The following is a 16,246-nucleotide window of genomic DNA, read 5'->3' on the forward strand; positions in this document are numbered from 1 at the left end:
TTCCCATGGCGTCACGTATCCGCGGCGCTTCCAATCAGGGCAGCGGATTGTCGCTCCGGGACGTGTCCCAGTCGGCAGGACCGTTGCTGCCGGCCTCATACTCTTCCAGCGGTACCACGTCGTTTTCCCAAGCCTTGAGTACTGGTTCGACAATTCGCCAGCAGTCCTCGGCGATGTCTCCACGGACAGACAACAGCGGGTCGCCGTGCAGCACGCCTTCCAAGACTTCGCCGTAGGGCAGCAGATCGGCCGCGTGCAAATCTGCCTCCAGCACGGCCCGGTCCAGCGTGAAGAGGTCACTCGGGCCGTTGACATCGATCTCCAGTTGAAGGGTTTCGGGCCCAAGGCCGATCCTCAATCGGGTAGGCGAGTCGACGCCTTTGAATCCCACAGGCAGGTGATTGACCGGCTTGAAGGTGATGATGACTTCCTTCTTCGGCTTGGCCAACGCCTTGCCTGAGCGCAGGATGAACGGCACGCCCGCCCAACGGCTGTTGTTGATGGAAACCTCGACTTCAGCAAGGGTTTCTGTTTTCCGCGAGGGGTCAACGCCCTGTTCTCCGGTGTAATCGGGGATGTCACGTTCGCCGATGCGGCCTGCGGTATAGCGGGCTCGCCGGGTGCTCTTGGCGAAATCGGGGTCGACGCTGCTAGCTCGCATCACACTGCCGATGTGGTCGCGCAGGTCCCGCTCCTTGAGTGTGGCCGGCGGGTTCAAAGCCGTCAGCGCCATTACCTGCAACAAGTGGCTTTGGATCATGTCCCGCAGGGCGCCGGCGCCGTCGTAGTAGCGGGCGCGCCCTTCCAGAGCCAGGTACTCGTCGTAGAAAATCTCCACTTTGGCCACGTGTTCGTTGCTGAGCAGCGGTTCCAATAGACGGTTGGCGAAGCGCAGGCCCAGAATGTTGAAGACCGTCGCCTTGCCGAGGAAGTGATCCACCCGGTGGATATGGTCCTCCGGGACTAGTTTCAGCAACGTCTTGTTCAGCAATTCGGCCGACTCCAGGCTGGTGCCGAACGGTTTCTCCAGCACCAAACGTGTCCCCTCCGGCACGTCCTCAGGCCGGAGCACTTCGCACGCTTTCTGGCTGACGGCCGGCGGCAGGGCGAAGAACACGGCCACCGGGCCTTCCAGCACCGCCAGCAGTTTGGCCAGGGCACCCTCGGCCGTCACGTCAACCGAGTGGTACTGGGGGTCCTGCTGGATGTCGAGCAGTTGCTGCCGTCCGTCGTCGTTCGCGGCGCCAGCGCAGGAATCGAAGGCCCCGCTGACGCGTTGCTGCCAGCGCGCTGCGTCCCAGTCATCGGAGCCGGCGCCCACAAGTTTAAGCCCGGTGGTTATGCCCTGAGCAATCAGCTTGCCCAGCCCCGGCAGCAGCAGCCTGCCGGTCAGATCGCCGGAGGCCCCCAGGATGAGCAGTGTGCGGATCTGCGTCGGCCCGCTGGCGTAGGGGGAGGAAGCGTCCTTGGTGTGGGTCTGTTCAGCGCTCACGATTCCCACCTTGCCACGGCTGTGATCCGGAGGGAACGGTACCGGTGGCAGTTGCGGGAAGGCGGGACTGGCATACCAGCCTGGTTCCGGCGTCCGCAGAAGGGAAGTCACATGGGGGCGCGACTGAGGCCACCGCCAGTTGATACCCTTAAGAGCTGAACTCCGGCGTGGCCCGGGGATTGTGAACCAGATCGACGAAAGTAGACACGGCGCGTGTTCAATTCACTCTCTGACCGGTTGACCTCAACCTTCAAGAATCTGCGCGGCAAGGGACGCCTGTCCGAGGCCGACGTCGATGCCACCGTGCGCGAGATCCGGCGTGCCCTGCTAGACGCCGACGTTGCCGTGCCCGTGGTGCGCGAGTTCACCGCCCATGTGAAGGAACGCGCTCTGGGCGAGGAAGTCTCGGGCGCCCTGAACCCGGGCCAGCAGGTCGTCAAGATCGTCAACGACGAACTGGTCAACATCCTCGGCGGCGAGACCCGCCGCATTAAGCTGGCCAAGAACCCGCCGACCGTGATCATGCTCGCCGGTCTGCAGGGCGCCGGTAAGACCACGCTGGCGGGCAAGCTGTCCAAGTGGTTCAAGGGTCAGGGCCACAGTCCGTTGCTGGTTGCCGCCGACCTGCAGCGCCCCAACGCCGTGACCCAGCTTCAGGTCAACGGTCAGCGCGCCGGCGTGCCCGTCTTCGCCCCGCACCCGGGCGTGCAGTCCGAGTTCGATTCGGTGACCGGCGATCCGGTGGCCGTGGCCCGCGACGGCATTGCCGAAGCGCGGCAGAAGCTGTACGACGTGGTCATCGTGGACACCGCCGGCCGGTTGGGCGTCGACGCCGAGATGATGCAGCAGGCCGCGGACATCCGCGCCGCCATCAACCCGGACGAAGTCCTCTTCGTGATCGACGCAATGATTGGTCAGGACGCGGTCAATACCGCGCAGGCGTTCAACGAAGGCGTCAACTTCACCGGCGTCGTCCTTTCCAAGCTCGACGGCGATGCCCGCGGCGGTGCGGCGCTCTCCGTCGCGTCGGTAACAGGCAAGCCCGTGATGTTCGCGTCCACCGGCGAGAACCTGGACGACTTCGAGATCTTCCACCCGGACCGGATGGCCAACCGCATCCTGGACATGGGCGATATTCTCACCCTGATCGAGCAGGCGGAAAAGTCCTGGGACAAGGGCGAAGCCGAGCGGATGGCGCAGAAATTCGCCGACCAGGAAGACTTCACGCTGGACGACTTCCTCGCCCAGATGCAGCAGATCCGCAAAATGGGCTCGATGAAGAAGATGCTCATGATGATGCCCGGCGCCGCCAACATGCGCCAGCAGCTGGAGAATTTCGACGAGCGCGAGATTGACCGCGTGGAGGCGATCGTCCGGTCAATGACCCCGCACGAGCGTGTCGCCCCGAAGATCCTCAACGGTTCCCGCCGCGCCCGCATTGCCAAGGGCTCCGGTGTCCACGTCTCCGAAGTCAACGGCCTGCTGGAGCGCTTCGGCCAGGCCCAGAAGATGATGAAGAAGATGGCGCAGGGTGGCGGCATTCCGGGTATGCCCGGCGTGGCCGGCCCCGGCGGTTTCGGCGGCGCACGCAAGAAGCAGCAGGCCGCCAAGGGCAAGAAGAAGACCCGCTCCGGCAACCCGGCCAAGGCGGCGCAGGAACTGCGCGAGGCCGAGGAGCGGCGCAAGAACAAGGCATCGGTTCCGGCCGGAAGTGCCTTCGGCGCCCCGCAGGACGGACAGGATTTTGATCCGTCGGCGCTGAACCTGCCCAAGGGCTTCGAGAAGTTCCTCGGCAAGTAGTCCGTCAGATTCCCTATGCATGATGAGTGCCCCGCCGGTGAAGTCCGGCGGGGCACTTGGCATGAGGGGTGAAGGTAAGCTGGGTTGCTGAATCGTTTCGGCGACGACGACGAGGGCCGTGAAGCCCCACCGGCGAGGCAGCGCAGCGAAGGAGTTTTGTGGCAGAGCAGGCACACAGCGGCGTGGACCGCCCGGTCGGAAGGCGGCAGGCCGCCGTCGTGGTCATCGTACGCAGCGTCGGCGGTTCCGTGGTGTTGGTGGAGGGCGCCGGTGGCCCCTCTCTGCCGGCTGCTGCGGTCCGGCCGGGCGAAGACCCGCGGTCCGCTGCGTCCCGCGTGCTCGCCGAATCCTCCCTGCCGGTGCCGCCGGGGCGCATCCTGGCGCTCGACTACCTGCCGGTAGCCGTCGCAGCGGGCGAAGCCATCACCTTTGTGTACGACGGCGGAACGTACGACGGCGGTGAGCTCGCCGCGGGTGCCGGGGGACAGGCGGTCTTCCTTCCGGTCGAGCAGGCCGAAGCGGTCCTGGACAGTGCGCAGTCCGCCCAGTTGGCCGCCGGGCTCCGCGCCCACGAACTGCTCACCGTGGTGGAACTGCGCAACGGGCAGGTGCTGCGGACAGCGCAGCCGCGCGTGCCGGAACGCGAGTTGGCGCCGCAGGTCTGGGAACCCGAGCCAGCGGGCGGCTCCAAAGGAACTGTCGGGTCCGGCGTTTAGTATTTCTCCCATGGCATTCGGCAGCGGAGAACGAGTGGTCTTTGTCCACGGCACGGACAGCTTCGGTGCCGCGGCCTGGCCGCATCAGCACCGGCTGGCCGGACGTTTCGACTGCCTTTTCCTCCGCCGCCACGGCTTTGATCTGCAGGCCGAACCGCTGCCGACCGACTTTGATGAAGACGCCCGGATCGTCGGCGGGCATCTCGGCGCCGGAGCGCATGTGGTGGCACACGCGCAGGGCGCCGTCGCCGCCATGATGGCAGCCGTGGAGCACCCGGACAAGGTGCATTCGCTGACGCTGTTCGAGCCGGCATGCCTATCCTTGACCGCAGACTTGCCCGCCACCCGTGCCTACCGCCAACGGCTGGAACCGTTGTTCGCCGCCCGAGGTGAGCTGACCGATGAGGAGTACCAGCGCGAGTTCGTCCGGCTGGTGGTCGGGGCCGAAGCGCTGCCGCTGGCCACCGCGGCCGACCGGGCACAGGCTAAGCGGGCCCGGCTGCAGGCGCCGCCGTGGAACGCGCCGCTGCACATTGTCCCGGGCCTGCCCACGCTGGTGGTCACCGGCGGTTGGGAGCCGCTGTATGAGGAAGTGGCCCACTACCTGGCCGGCACCGGCGCCATCCACCGCCACGCCGGCGGGGATCACCGTCCGCAGGATTCGGACGGAGGCCATGCACTTCTGGAAGCCTTCCTGGCCCGCAAGGCGCTGCCGGACTGACCCGAGGATTTCCGCCCGTCGCTGCGCAGCCGGACCGACCAGAGGTTGCTAGCGTTGAGCTATGAACCAAACAGGCTGGGAACCGGCGTCCGGACAACTGTGGTGGCCATGGCCGCTGGACGAGGCCGGCGTGGCGGCACTGCAGCAGCAATTCACCAACCGGTCCCTGCTGGGCGCCTTCGCCGGGGGAGTTCCGCAGCCCGGCGACAGCGTGGTGTCCGTGCTGCTGGCCGTGAACCCGGAACAGCGCGCGGCAGTCTTGGATACCGCAGGCAAGGCGGTGCCGGGCCCGGACGTCGCGGCCCTGGTCCGCGGGCTCTCCGCCGATCTGGGGGCGGCTGTGGAGATTGACGGCATTGAATACGAGGCGCCAGCACCGGAAGCCGCGCTGGAACTGGAAGCCGTGCCCGAACCCGACGACGCCGAGGAGTACGAAGCGCCGGACGCCGCTGAGCTGCGCACCGTACTGGTAGGCAAGTTCCGGCGCGAAGACCTGATGATGTTCGGCGCCATCAACGGTGTGGAAGTCCACGTCCTGGAGCCCGGTAAGGGAAGCCCTGACGCGCCCGCATCTGGACAGCGCGTCGTGCTGGTTCACGGCGAGGCAGCGCCAGGGCTCTACAACTGGCCGGCCTCTGCCAAACCCATCGTGGCGTTGATGGACTTGGACGGTTTCCGCGCTGTCGAGGCATGGCTGCCCGGTACCCGGCGCGACCCGGACACCAGTTTCTGGCACGCCTGGGAGGGGCCGGCCAAGCCGTTCCCGTCGGCCTCCCGCGCCGATGCCGAAGCGCTGCGGCTGCTCGGCCGGATTGTGCATCCTGAAGGTCCCGATCCGCGGCGGCTCAGCGAAGTCCTCGGACTGGAACAGGGGGCCATTCAAGGACTGCAGGAGCTGATGGCCTCACCGGACGAGCCGGGAATCCTGGCCCGCGCCGGCCAACTCCTGGGACTGCCGCCGGTCGCCGCACGGCTGGCCGAAGGATCGCTGCAGCCCGACCGGGTCCCCGGAATGGAGAACCTCCCGGTCCAATCAATCGGCAAAGCACTGCTTGAACTGGCCAGTACCCCCGCCGAAGGGAGGGGGCCGCTGGCCGCCTGGCAGCGCGCCGTCGTCGCACGCCCCGGCATGCTGGCCGGCAGCGCCGCCGCCGCGGCCACCGGTGCTGCGCTGCTGTTCCGGGCCGCGGGCCGCCGGCCGGCCAGTGCCCGGCTGCTGCGCGCCGGCGCACTGGGGCTGGTGCTGCAGGCCGCCGGGGATGTGGCGTTGGGCGGCTACCTGGCTTACCGTCGGCGCCGCTGATCCCCGGAAACCCCGGCCAGCCGTTCGATGGCGCCGAGTCCGGCCTCGGTGCCGGGCCAATGCCGGCGCAGCGGATCCGGTCCCGCCAACCGGACCATCGCGCGCAGCAGCCAGGCGGCCACCAGCACGTCGTCGGCGTAGCCGAGCACCGGGACAAAATCGGGAACCAAGTCGATGGGCGAGGCCAGATAGGCCAGCAGCAGGAGCGGCAGCAGCCGCGTCCGGACCGGCAGTTCCGGGTCCGCCGCCAGCCGACGCAAGAGGCGGAGCAGATCCGGCAACAGGCGCAAGGCGTCCCGCATGCGGACGGTGTCCGGATGGCGCCGCGCGTACCCCCACAAGGCCAGCAGCATCAGGGCATACAACAGGGCCAGCCCGCCGGCCACGGCGAGGACCGGTTCCCACCATTGCATCGCAGCATCCTGACTCGTAGTGACCCTTTGGATCAGGTTACCGGCCGGGTCCGGCGTGAGATCGGCTGAAGGCAGGCCTGCGTCGAGATCAGCTGCCGGCTGGCCCGGCGGCGCTGATCAACCGCCGCCCGGCCCGGCGGCGCTGAACAACAGCCGCCCGGCCCGGCGGCGCTGATCAACTGCCGCCTGGTAGGCCGTGCTGGTCCGGACAGAGTGAGCAGCGGGACTCTCAGACCCAAGAACAGCGGACTGGAATAAACGTGAAGCTTCAAGTATTATATTTACATGAACTTTCAAGTAAGCCCCCAGGACCTGCTCTCCTCCGACCTCAGCATGGGCACCGTGATGCTCAAGGTGGGGGACATGAAGAACATGACCAACTACTACCAGCAGGCGCTGGGGCTGGATCCTGTCTCGGAGGGACTCGGCGGGGTTTTCTTGGGCCGCGGCACCACACCGCTGCTCCACTTGGCGCCGGCCACCGGGCTGCAGTTGCCGTCACGCGGTGAAGCCGGCCTGTTCCACACCGCCTTCCTGTTCGAGAACCAGTCTGACCTGGCGGCCACCGTGGCCACAGCGGCGCAGACCGATCCCTCCCGCTTCACGGGCAGCGCCGACCACTTGGTCAGCGAGGCGTTCTACTTCACCGACCCGGAGGGCAACGGCATTGAGCTCTACTGGGACCGCCCGCGCGACCAGTGGTCGTGGAACGAAACGGCCGAGGGCAAGGAGGTCCACATGGACAGCCTGGCCCTGAATCCCCAGACCTACCTGCAGAGCCACCTGACCGAGGAGTCACTCGCCAGCCAGCGCCAGTCGGGCGCCGGGATCGGCCACGTGCACCTGCAGGTCGGCGACACTCACACGGCCGAAGAGTTCTACGTGAAGACCCTCGGCTTCGAGCGCACTGCCGGCTGGCACGGCCAGGCGCTGTTCGTCGCCGCCGGCGGCTACCACCACCACATGGCCATGAACGTCTGGAACAGCCGCGGCGCAGGCCCGCGCAAGGACACCCTGGGCCTGGGTGAAGTGCTCATCCACGTGCCGACCGACGACGAAGTGGGCGCCCTGGCCGAACGGCTGACCAGCGCAGGCATCTCGCATCACCACACCGGCGCCGAGCTGCGCTTCGAGGACCCGTGGCGCAACCAGCTGCGCATCGCCGTCGGCTAAGCGGAAATCCGCCCGCTGCGGCTAGGCTGAAAGAGAACCATCGGTCTAGCCGCGGAAGGGCTTGCACATGTCCGGAACCACCGAAATCTTCGTTGCCACCCACGATGCCGCCGTCCGGCGCGCCGCAGAACTCGAGGCCAGCGTCGAATCCCGCGGCGAAACCGACGGGCCCATGGCAGCGGTCGGGGATGCCCCCAGCCTCCGCCTCAATGGCGTCACCGACCTGGAGGTTGAGATCCTCGGCGGCCTGGCTGCCAAGGCGGTCGGAGCCGCCGGCGGCGAGTCGCTGGACATGGCGGACGTCTCCAGCGACTACCTGATGGTGGCCTCGGACGCCATGGTCCAGTCGCTGGCTGAGCTCTTGACCCACACCGACGACGCCGGTGACTCCTTGATCCCGGAGGTCGCCGCATTGTGGGCTGCCGAAGAGGACATGCCGTTCAGCGGCGAGATCGCCGAGGATCACGTCCGCCGGATCGCGCAGCTGGCCTCGCAGGCCGAGCAGGCCGAACGCCAGCAGCTCTACGTCTGGTCCAGCACCGCCGAAGCCTAGCCCGGCGGACATCTGCTCGGTGGTCGACCCAGTGAGCGCTAGCGAACGCGTGGAGGCCCGCCCAGCGAAAGCATCGCGCCCCCATCCGGTGTTCGACCAAGTGAGCGCCAGCGAACGCGTGGAGACCCGCCGCAAATCCAACACCGCCGTCGAGTCGCGCGGATTGGTTCCTATCTGGCACAATAGACAGGTACTCGATCTGCGCGGCCCCTCTCTCCGTGTATGCATCTTGTCCTTTGAACCCCAACCATGGCCCGCCCCACGGGAGCAGACATACGGGTTCGCCCATTTTCAGAACCAGGAGTGACCACAACAGTGGCCGTAAAGATTCGCCTTAAGCGCTTCGGTAAGAAGTTCTCTGCCCACTACCGCGTCGTTGTCATGGATTCCCGCGCCAAGCGCGACGGCCGTGCCATCGAAGAGATCGGGCAGTACCACCCGACCGAAGAGCCCTCGTTCATCGAGATCAACTCCGAGCGCGCCCAGTACTGGCTCGGCGTCGGCGCGCAGCCGACCGAACAGGCTGCTGTCCTGCTCAAGATCACCGGCGATTGGCAGAAGTTCAAGGGTATTGAGGGCCAGGAAGGCACTCTCAAGACCAAGGAAGCCAAGGAAGCCTTCGTGGCTCCCGAAAAGGGCTCCGTGATCATCCCCGAGGCCATCACCCCGAAGGCCAAGAAGGAAGAAGCTGCCGAGGCTCCGGCCGAGGAAGCTGCAGACGAAGCCGAAAAGGCTGAGTAATGCTGGCCGAAGCGCTCGATCATCTGGTCCGCGGGATCGTTGACAGTCCCGAGGACGTCAAGGTCACGCAGAAGAACAACCGCCGCGGTGACATCATCGAGGTGCGTGTTCACCCGGAGGATCTGGGCCGCGTCATCGGCCGCCAGGGCCGCACCGCCCGCGCACTGCGCACCGTGGTGAACGCCTTGGCCGATGAGCAGGTCCGCGTCGACGTGGTGGACACCGACCGCCGACGCTGATCCGGATCGGCGCTGCCCGGCGTCATGCCGGGCACCCATTTCCATAACCTCCGGCCCCTGTACCAGCTAATGGTCCAGGGGCCGGACGTTTTTCACCCGACGGACGTTTATCCAAGGAGTCTGCATGCAGCTACAAGTTGCCCGGATCGGCAAGCCGCACGGCATTCGGGGCGAGGTCACCGTACAGGTGCTGACCGATGCTCCGGCCGATCGCTTTGTGCCCGACGTCGAGCTGACCGTGGAGCCGGCGCGCCTCGGGCCGCTGACCGTGAGCAGCGCCCGCTGGAACAAGGACATCCTGCTGCTGGGCTTCCATGAAGTCTCGGACCGCAACGGTGCCGAAGAACTCCGCGGCGCCAAGCTCTTCATCGATACTGACGACGTCCAGGACGACGACGATGCCTGGTACGAACACGAACTGGTCGGCCTCGACGTGCGCGTGGGGGATGAGGTGGTCGGCAAGGTGTCCGGACTGAACACGCTGCCCGCCCAGGATCTGCTGATAGTGGAAAATGTCGACGGCGAGGAAGTGCTGGTGCCGTTCGTCGAAGCCATCGTGCCGGAGGTCGATGTGGAAGCCGGTTTCGTCCGGCTCACGCCGCCGGCCGGGCTGTTTGAGCTGAACGCGCCCGACACGCAGGAAACCCCCGACGACGGCGAGGGGGAGCGCTAGGTGCGCATCGACGTCGTCAGCATCTTCCCGGAGTACCTGGCCGCGCTGGACCTGTCGCTGATTGGCAAAGCCCGCCAGGACGGACTCCTGCAGTTGAAGGTGCATGACCTGCGCGATTTCACCACCGACCGCCACCGCACCGTCGACGACACGCCGTACGGCGGCGGCGCCGGCATGGTCATGAAGCCGGAGCCCTGGGCCCAAGCCCTCGAATCACTGGTCGCCACCCCGGCGGCCGGCACCCCGGCGGCCGACCAAGTGAGCGCCAGCGAACGCGTGGAGACCCAGATCGCGCCGACCACCCCGGTGGTCGACCAAGTGAGCGCCACCCCGGTGGTCGACCAAGTGAGCGCCAGCGAACGCGTGGAGACCCAGACCGCGCCGACCCCCGTGCAGCCCGACGCCGCACGCCCGATCCTGATCGTCCCCTCGCCCGCCGGAGAGGTGTTCAACCAGGCCCTTGCCTACGAACTCGCCACCGAGGATCACTTGGTCTTCGCGTGCGGCCGGTACGAAGGCATTGACGAGCGTGTCCTCGAGTGGGCCGCTGAGCATTTCCGCGTGCGGCCGGTCAGCCTTGGCGACTACGTGCTCAACGGGGGAGAGGTTGCCGTGCTGGCCATGGTTGAAGCCGTCGGCCGGCTGGTGCCCGGCGTCGTCGGCAATCCCGAATCTCTGGTGGAAGAGTCGCACTCGGACGGACTGCTGGAGTATCCCGTCTACACCAAGCCGTCGGATTGGCGTGGCCGTGGCATTCCGGAAGTGTTGCTGAGCGGCAACCACGCCAAGATCGCCCGGCACCGCCGCGACGAGCAACTGCGCCGCACCGCCGAACGCCGCCCGGATTTGATCCTGGCGCTGGATCCGGAGACGCTGGACACGGCCGACCGCGCCACCCTCAGCACGCTCGGCTACGCCATCACCCCGACGCAGGTTTTGCCGGCTACGCCGAAGTCAGGGGTCGCCGCCGAAGCGACCCCGCACACTCCCTGACCTCGCAGCCAGGGGGATATCTGCCCGCCACGTCAGGGGTTGTTGCCCCCGATCTCGGAGCCTGCCCCCGACCTCGCGGTGTGCCCCGACCTCGCGGTGTGCCCTGACCTCGCAGCCGGGACCGGTTGTCGCAGCGAGGACGGAATTTCGACGGAATTAGAGCTTCGGCCGCGCGATGTGGCAAAATAGAGGATTGTGTCCGCTGGGCGCGATCCTGCCACAGGGGGAGCGCTGCCAACAGCTGGATTCGCCGGCCGCCGATTCCCGGACGAGCCGGTTCTTGAATTTCGGCAGCGACTGTTGCAGGCCCCGGTCTGGCCGTCGCGCCGTAACCAAAGTGAATGACCTGTGGCGTTCACCAGGAGTGAGAAATGCATATCCTCGACTCTGTCGACGCAGCATCCCTGCGCGACGTTCCCGAGTTCCGCGCCGGCGATACCGTCAAGGTGCACGTGAACATCATCGAAGGCAAGACCGCCCGTATCCAGGTTTTCCAGGGTTACGTGATGGGCCGCCAGGGCCATGGTGTCCGCGAGACCTTCACCGTCCGCAAGGTTTCCTTCGGCGTGGGCGTGGAGCGTACCTTCCCGGTGCACTCCCCGATCATCGACCACATCGAGGTCGTGACCAAGGGTGACGTTCGCCGCGCCAAGCTGTACTACATGCGCAAGCGCCACGGTAAGGCTGCCCGCATCAAGGAGAAGCGCGACTTCGGCACCGCCAAGTAAAGCTGCCCACCAGCAGCTTCTTGACTTAAGCAGTGCAGCAAATCTCTGGTTCCCCGGACACTTCCGGGGAACCGCCAAGACGCCGGTCCGGACTTCCGGGCTGGCGTTTTGTGTTGGCCATCGTGGTCTGCGCGGTGGTGCTCAGCGCCATCGTGCGGGCCACTCTGGTGGACGTGTACTTCATTCCCTCCGGTTCCATGGAGCCGCTGCTGGAGACCGGAGACCGCGTGCTGGTCTCGCGCACCGACTACCACTTCGGTGAAATTCGGCGCGGCGACCTGGTGGTCTTCGACGGCCGTGGCTCGTTCGCGCCCTTCAACAGCGGCAACTCCCCGTTCGTGGATCTCCTGCAGCAGGCCGGCCAGTGGCTGGGCGTGGCAGGCAGCGACACCATCTACGTCAAGCGCGTGATCGGACTGCCGGGGGACACCGTCAAATGCTGCGGTCCGGACGGCCGCCTGCAGGTCAACGGTGAAGCGGTGCAGGAGGACTACATTTTCGACGGCGACGCGCCCAGTGATATGAAGTTCTCCGTTGAGGTGCCCAAAGATAGATTGTGGTTGATGGGGGACCATCGCTCCGCCTCCGCCGATTCCCGTGCCCTCCTGGGTGCGCCCGGCGGGGGCATGGTTCCAGTTGAGCGGGTCATCGGCCGGCCGCTGAGCATCATCTGGCCGTTGGACAGGGCGGCCGGGTTGGACCGGATACAGTTGGGTTCCCAGCCGGCGGACCAGCCCGCGGAGAATTGAGGATAGTGAGCATGGACCAGGACGACCCGAAGGACACTGGCGGGTACCAGCCGGACGCCTCCGGGCCGCAGAAGCGCGATCGTAAAAACCGCAAACGCAAGAACGCCGGGCCTAACTCGCTGTTGTCGTGGCTGAAGGAGATCGCCACGATCGTCGCGGTCGCCGTCGTCCTTTCTTTCCTGATCAAGACGTTCCTCTTCCGTGCCTTCTTCATTCCGTCTACCTCGATGGAGGACACGCTGGAGGTGGACGACCGGATATTCGTCAACCTGTTGGTGCCCCAGCCATTTGCGCTCACCCGCGGCGACGTGGTGGTCTTCCAGGACGATCTCAGCTGGCTGCCCCCCAACGGGGAGCACAACGCCGGCAACTGGTTCCAGCAGTTCCTCACGTTCGTGGGCTTGATGCCCGATGCCTCGCAGCAGCATCTGGTCAAGCGCGTCATCGGCATGGGCGGAGACCAGGTGGTCTGTTGCGACGCCGACGGCCGGATCTCGGTCAACGGCGAACCGCTGGACGAGTCGCCTTATCTGGCGCCCGGCTCGGACAACACACGGATCCCCTTCGACGTGACCGTGCCCGAGGGTAAAATCTGGGTCATGGGCGACAACCGGAATCATTCCGCGGACTCGCGCGAGCACCAGGACGAAGCGTCGAAGGGCTTCGTCGACGTGGAATCCGTCGAGGGCAAGGCCAGCGTCATCGCCTGGCCGCTGGACCGGCTGGGCTTCCTGGGCAACTATCCGGAAGTGTTCGACGGCGTTCCGGCACCTTCCGCGGCGACCGGCACGGAGCCGCCTGCCATTTCCCGTCAGAACGAGTCCCAGTGACAACTAAAGCCCCCACGCTGCGTTTTGAGCGTTCGTTCGTCGAGGCCGGACACAAATTGGTCGCCGGCGCGGACGAAGTGGGCCGCGGTGCCCTCGCCGGTCCGGTCAGTGTAGGCATGGTGGCCATCGACGCGACCTCGGCCAAACAGATCCGCGGCGTGCGCGATAGCAAGCTGCTCACCCCGGCCGATCGCGTGGCACTGGTGCCCAAGATCCAGAAATGGGCACTGGCCTACGGCGTGGGCCACGCCAGCGCCGCGGAAATCGACGCGCTGGGCCTGATGGCGGCCATGCGGCTCGCCGGCGCCCGCGCCTGGGGCCAGGTGGTGGCCACCGCCCGCCCGGACATCGTGATTTTGGACGGCAACCACGACTGGCTCTCCGCCGGGGAGCCGTCATTGTTCGACGACGCCGCCCAGCCGGGCTGCGACGCCCCGGTCCTGACGCGGATCAAGGCGGACCTGCAGTGCCTCAGCGTAGCGGCCGCCAGTGTGCTGGCCAAGGTTGAGCGTGACGCGATGATGACCGGCTATGCGACCGACTACCCGGAGTACGCCTGGGAGATCAACAAGGGCTACGCCACCGCCGCACACCGCGCAGCCTTGCTGGGCGTCGGCCCGTCCGATCTGCACCGCCGGAGCTGGCGGCTGACCCCGGAGCAGCCGCTGATGCCCGCGGTTGACATCGCCAACTAAACACCGCCAGCCAATCTGGGGCAGGATGGATACATGAGCGCCGAAGACCTTGAGAACTATGAAACCGACATGGAGCTGCAGCTCTACCGGGAGTACCGTGATGTCGCCGGCCTGTTCAGCTACGTCGTGGAGACGGAGCGCCGCTTCTACCTGGCCAACCATGTTGACCTACAGGCCCGCTCGGCCGACGGCGAGGTCTACTTCGACCTGACCCTGCAGGACGCGTGGGTCTGGGACGTCTACCGCTCCGCCCGGTTCGTGAAGTCCGTCCGCGTGATCACGTTCAAGGACGTCAACGTGGAGGAACTGACCAAGAACGACGACCTCACCCTGCCCAAGGACGGCCTCGGCGGCTGACCTGATGCCTAGCGGTTGGCTGCCGCGGCGGCGTAGGATTCCAGCTCCAACCGCGCGCGGCTGAGCGAGTGGTCCTCCACAGGTAAGCCACACTGGTGTGGCATCCACATCCGCCGTATCCATCCTGCGCCTACAGACATGGTCACGCCACGCTGGAGGCATGAGAGCGAAGGATGAACTCGGGCGGCGCGGCGAGGAGATGGCCGCCGCCTATCTGTCCGGTGCCGGCCAGCGCGTGATCGACCGGAACTGGCGCAGCCCGGACGGGGAGCTGGACCTGATCACCGTGGACGGGGCGTCCATCGTGGTCTCCGAGGTGAAGACGCGTCGCAGCACCGACTACGGCCACCCCTTCGAAGCCATCACCGGTGCCAAGGTCCGGCGGCTACAGTCGTTGGGACAACAGTGGCTGCGGGACCATGGCATGGCCGGCACAGCCATGCGGGTGGACGCTGTGGCGGTGCTCTACGGACAGGCCCGCTGGCCCGTGATCGAGTATCTCAAGGACGTCGGCTGATGGGCCTCGGGCGGACGTTTTCCGTTGCGCTGGTGGGCTTGAACGGATACATCGTGGAGGTCGAGGCCGACATTGGCCAGACACTTCCGGCGTTTGTGCTCCTGGGCTTGCCGGATGCGTCCCTGTCCGAAGCAAAGGAGCGGATCAAGGCCGCCGCGAAGAACGCCGGTGTCCCGCTCAGCCGGCGGAAGATCACCGTCAATTTGGTCCCTGCATCGCTGCCGAAAAAGGGCTCCGGCTTTGATTTAGCCATCGTGCTGGCAGCCCTTCAAGCAGCGGGCGACATCCGCTCTGCCGGCCGTACGGTGTTTCTGGCCGAGCTCGGGCTGGACGGGCGGCTCCGTCCGGTGAGCGGGGTCCTGCCGGCTGTCATGGCAGCGGTGGACGCGGGCTATTCACAGGTGGCCGTCGCTGCGGCCAATGCCGATGAGGCCGCTTTGGTGCCGGGCGCGGAAGTACGCAGCTTCGAGACGCTGGCCGAAGTGCTCCTGGCCTTCGGAGCAGACCTTGACCGGCTCAATCTCGCCGCGTCGGGACCGCGCTGGGAACCCACGGCGGCGGCCACTGCCCCTGCCGGTCCGGCACCGGATCTGGCAGACGTGGCGGGACAACACGATGCCCGCATGGCGTTGGAAGTGGCCGCCGCGGGCGGGCACCACCTGCTTCTGGTCGGCCCGCCCGGCGCTGGGAAGACCATGCTGGCAGAACGGCTGCCCGGTATCCTGCCCGACCTCCCTGACCATCACGCGATGGAGGTCACGGCCATCCACTCCCTGAGCGCCATAGCGGCGCCGCTCACCGAACTGATTCGGCGCCCACCCTATGAGAGCCCCCACCACACAGCCACCGCCGTTTCAATCATCGGCGGCGGTTCCGGCCTGCCCCGACCGGGCGCCGCCTCCAGGGCCCACCGGGGCGTGCTTTTCATGGACGAAGCGCCGGAATACGACCGGCAGGTCCTCGACGCCCTGCGCCAGCCGCTGGAAAGCGGAAAGCTGGTGGTGCACCGGGCCGCCGGAAGTGCCGCCTACCCCGCACGCTTCCAACTGGTGATGGCCGCCAATCCTTGTCCGTGCGGGCTCTCCGGAGGCAAGGGACTGGACTGTACCTGTACGGCCGAGCAGAAGCGCCGCTACTTTGGCAAGCTCTCCAATCCCTTGACCGACCGCATCGACCTGCAATTGACCTTGCAGCGGCTGACGGTTGCAATGATGTCCGCCGGATGCAGTCGGGAGAGCAGCGCGGTCGTGGCCGGCCGGGTCGCTGCCGCCCGGACGGCCCAGCAGGAGCGGCTGCGCCCGTGGGGGATCGGGCTGAATTCGGAGATCAGCGGGGAACTGCTCACCGGCAAGCTGCGGCCTTCGCCGGCTGTCACCCGTGACCTGGACCGTGCCATGGAGAGGGCCGTGCTGACCGGGCGCGGCTATACCCGGGTGCTGCGCGTGGCTTGGACGCTCGCGGACCTAGCCGGCTTGGACAGGCCGGACCGGGACGCAGTCAGCACCGCGCTGACCTTCCGCCAACAGGTCAAGGCGGCCTGAACGTGCCTTCCC

General features: G+C 66.7%; 19 protein-coding genes. 17 read left to right on the forward strand and 2 right to left on the reverse strand.

Annotation, left to right across the window (positions count from 1 at the left end; genetic code table 11):
* Positions 1 to 34: 34 nt before the first annotated feature.
* On the reverse strand, positions 35 to 1,492 hold the full coding sequence (locus MNQ99_RS08695; RefSeq protein ID WP_241915148.1) for a glucose-6-phosphate dehydrogenase: 1,458 nt from the start codon (positions 1,490 to 1,492) through the stop codon (positions 35 to 37).
* A 213-nt stretch (positions 1,493 to 1,705) separates the two neighbouring features.
* Between MNQ99_RS08695 and ffh the strand changes: the two genes are divergently transcribed.
* The 4 genes from ffh to MNQ99_RS08715 all read left to right on the forward strand — a co-directional run bounded on the left by ffh (position 1,706) and on the right by MNQ99_RS08715 (position 6,032).
* The gene (ffh, locus tag MNQ99_RS08700; protein ID WP_127514778.1) at positions 1,706 to 3,292 is read left to right on the forward strand and encodes a signal recognition particle protein; all 1,587 of its coding nucleotides are present in this window, start codon (positions 1,706 to 1,708) and stop codon (positions 3,290 to 3,292) included.
* A gap of 158 nt (positions 3,293 to 3,450) precedes the next feature.
* Positions 3,451 to 4,008: an NUDIX hydrolase gene (locus MNQ99_RS08705; RefSeq protein ID WP_241915149.1), complete on the forward strand. Its 558-nt coding sequence runs from the start codon at positions 3,451 to 3,453 to the stop codon at positions 4,006 to 4,008.
* Between the two features lie 10 nt (positions 4,009 to 4,018).
* Complete coding sequence (locus tag MNQ99_RS08710; protein WP_241915150.1) at positions 4,019 to 4,729, forward strand: alpha/beta hydrolase; 711 nt, start codon at positions 4,019 to 4,021, stop codon at positions 4,727 to 4,729.
* A 61-nt stretch (positions 4,730 to 4,790) separates the two neighbouring features.
* Positions 4,791 to 6,032: a hypothetical protein gene (locus tag MNQ99_RS08715; RefSeq protein ID WP_241915151.1), complete on the forward strand. Its 1,242-nt coding sequence runs from the start codon at positions 4,791 to 4,793 to the stop codon at positions 6,030 to 6,032.
* Here MNQ99_RS08715 and MNQ99_RS08720 read toward each other — a convergent pair.
* Positions 6,014 to 6,445: a YkvA family protein gene (locus MNQ99_RS08720; protein WP_241915152.1), complete on the reverse strand. Its 432-nt coding sequence runs from the start codon at positions 6,443 to 6,445 to the stop codon at positions 6,014 to 6,016. The genes MNQ99_RS08715 and MNQ99_RS08720 overlap by 19 nt on opposite strands.
* A gap of 285 nt (positions 6,446 to 6,730) precedes the next feature.
* Here MNQ99_RS08720 and MNQ99_RS08725 point away from each other — a divergent pair, with 285 nt between their 5' ends.
* The 13 genes from MNQ99_RS08725 (at position 6,731) to MNQ99_RS08785 (ending at position 16,234) form a co-directional block, all read left to right on the forward strand.
* Positions 6,731 to 7,618, forward strand: coding sequence for a VOC family protein (locus tag MNQ99_RS08725; RefSeq protein WP_241915153.1), 888 nt, complete (start codon positions 6,731 to 6,733; stop codon positions 7,616 to 7,618).
* A gap of 67 nt (positions 7,619 to 7,685) precedes the next feature.
* Positions 7,686 to 8,171, forward strand: coding sequence for a hypothetical protein (locus MNQ99_RS08730; RefSeq protein WP_127514790.1), 486 nt, complete (start codon positions 7,686 to 7,688; stop codon positions 8,169 to 8,171).
* A gap of 315 nt (positions 8,172 to 8,486) precedes the next feature.
* Positions 8,487 to 8,912, forward strand: coding sequence for a 30S ribosomal protein S16 (gene rpsP, locus MNQ99_RS08735; protein WP_127514792.1), 426 nt, complete (start codon positions 8,487 to 8,489; stop codon positions 8,910 to 8,912).
* Positions 8,912 to 9,151 (forward strand): RNA-binding protein, encoded by a 240-nt coding sequence (locus tag MNQ99_RS08740; protein WP_127514794.1) that lies wholly within the window; start codon positions 8,912 to 8,914, stop codon positions 9,149 to 9,151. Before rpsP ends, MNQ99_RS08740 begins: the two co-directional genes overlap by 1 nt.
* A 124-nt stretch (positions 9,152 to 9,275) precedes the next feature.
* Positions 9,276 to 9,824, forward strand: coding sequence for a ribosome maturation factor RimM (gene rimM, locus MNQ99_RS08745; protein WP_127514796.1), 549 nt, complete (start codon positions 9,276 to 9,278; stop codon positions 9,822 to 9,824).
* Positions 9,825 to 10,817, forward strand: coding sequence for a tRNA (guanosine(37)-N1)-methyltransferase TrmD (trmD, locus tag MNQ99_RS08750; RefSeq protein ID WP_241915154.1), 993 nt, complete (start codon positions 9,825 to 9,827; stop codon positions 10,815 to 10,817). It abuts the gene before it with no gap.
* Positions 10,818 to 11,188: 371 nt separating this feature from the next.
* Positions 11,189 to 11,545, forward strand: coding sequence for a 50S ribosomal protein L19 (gene rplS / locus MNQ99_RS08755; protein ID WP_127514798.1), 357 nt, complete (start codon positions 11,189 to 11,191; stop codon positions 11,543 to 11,545).
* A gap of 32 nt (positions 11,546 to 11,577) precedes the next feature.
* Positions 11,578 to 12,294, forward strand: coding sequence for a signal peptidase I (gene lepB, locus MNQ99_RS08760; protein WP_422387511.1), 717 nt, complete (start codon positions 11,578 to 11,580; stop codon positions 12,292 to 12,294).
* Positions 12,295 to 12,305: 11 nt separating this feature from the next.
* A complete protein-coding gene (gene lepB, locus MNQ99_RS08765) occupies positions 12,306 to 13,124 on the forward strand; it encodes a signal peptidase I (protein WP_241915155.1) in 819 nt (272 codons plus the stop codon).
* Positions 13,121 to 13,819 carry a ribonuclease HII gene (locus MNQ99_RS08770; RefSeq protein ID WP_241915156.1) on the forward strand — a complete coding sequence of 233 codons (699 nt, stop codon included), beginning with the start codon at positions 13,121 to 13,123 and terminating at the stop codon, positions 13,817 to 13,819. The genes lepB (MNQ99_RS08765) and MNQ99_RS08770 overlap by 4 nt, the downstream gene beginning before the upstream one ends.
* A gap of 33 nt (positions 13,820 to 13,852) precedes the next feature.
* A complete protein-coding gene (locus tag MNQ99_RS08775) occupies positions 13,853 to 14,176 on the forward strand; it encodes a DUF2469 domain-containing protein (RefSeq protein ID WP_127514805.1) in 324 nt (107 codons plus the stop codon).
* A gap of 160 nt (positions 14,177 to 14,336) precedes the next feature.
* Positions 14,337 to 14,693 (forward strand): YraN family protein, encoded by a 357-nt coding sequence (locus MNQ99_RS08780; protein WP_127514808.1) that lies wholly within the window; start codon positions 14,337 to 14,339, stop codon positions 14,691 to 14,693.
* Positions 14,693 to 16,234, forward strand: a complete 1,542-nt coding sequence (locus MNQ99_RS08785) for a YifB family Mg chelatase-like AAA ATPase (protein WP_127514812.1) — start codon at positions 14,693 to 14,695, stop codon at positions 16,232 to 16,234. Before MNQ99_RS08780 ends, MNQ99_RS08785 begins: the two co-directional genes overlap by 1 nt.
* Positions 16,235 to 16,246 lie beyond the last annotated feature (12 nt).

The organism is Arthrobacter sulfonylureivorans (genome assembly GCF_022637435.1).
GTDB classification, from domain to species: Bacteria; Actinomycetota; Actinomycetes; order Actinomycetales; family Micrococcaceae; genus Crystallibacter; species Crystallibacter sulfonylureivorans.

What these genes read in the sequence shown, in the direction of transcription:
- MNQ99_RS08710 (WP_241915150.1), top strand. Translation starts at nt 4,019, where the DNA reads ATGGCATTCGGCAGCGGAGAACGAGTGGTCTTTGTCCACGGCACGGAC.
- MNQ99_RS08715 (WP_241915151.1), top strand. Translation starts at nt 4,791, where the DNA reads ATGAACCAAACAGGCTGGGAACCGGCGTCCGGACAACTGTGGTGGCCA.
- MNQ99_RS08720 (WP_241915152.1), bottom strand. Translation starts at nt 6,445, where the DNA reads ATGCAATGGTGGGAACCGGTCCTCGCCGTGGCCGGCGGGCTGGCCCTG.
- MNQ99_RS08725 (WP_241915153.1), top strand. Translation starts at nt 6,731, where the DNA reads ATGAACTTTCAAGTAAGCCCCCAGGACCTGCTCTCCTCCGACCTCAGC.
- MNQ99_RS08730 (WP_127514790.1), top strand. Translation starts at nt 7,686, where the DNA reads ATGTCCGGAACCACCGAAATCTTCGTTGCCACCCACGATGCCGCCGTC.
- MNQ99_RS08740 (WP_127514794.1), top strand. Translation starts at nt 8,912, where the DNA reads ATGCTGGCCGAAGCGCTCGATCATCTGGTCCGCGGGATCGTTGACAGT.
- rimM (WP_127514796.1), top strand. Translation starts at nt 9,276, where the DNA reads ATGCAGCTACAAGTTGCCCGGATCGGCAAGCCGCACGGCATTCGGGGC.
- rplS (WP_127514798.1), top strand. Translation starts at nt 11,189, where the DNA reads ATGCATATCCTCGACTCTGTCGACGCAGCATCCCTGCGCGACGTTCCC.
- lepB (WP_241915155.1), top strand. Translation starts at nt 12,306, where the DNA reads ATGGACCAGGACGACCCGAAGGACACTGGCGGGTACCAGCCGGACGCC.
- MNQ99_RS08775 (WP_127514805.1), top strand. Translation starts at nt 13,853, where the DNA reads ATGAGCGCCGAAGACCTTGAGAACTATGAAACCGACATGGAGCTGCAG.
- MNQ99_RS08780 (WP_127514808.1), top strand. Translation starts at nt 14,337, where the DNA reads ATGAGAGCGAAGGATGAACTCGGGCGGCGCGGCGAGGAGATGGCCGCC.
- MNQ99_RS08785 (WP_127514812.1), top strand. Translation starts at nt 14,693, where the DNA reads ATGGGCCTCGGGCGGACGTTTTCCGTTGCGCTGGTGGGCTTGAACGGA.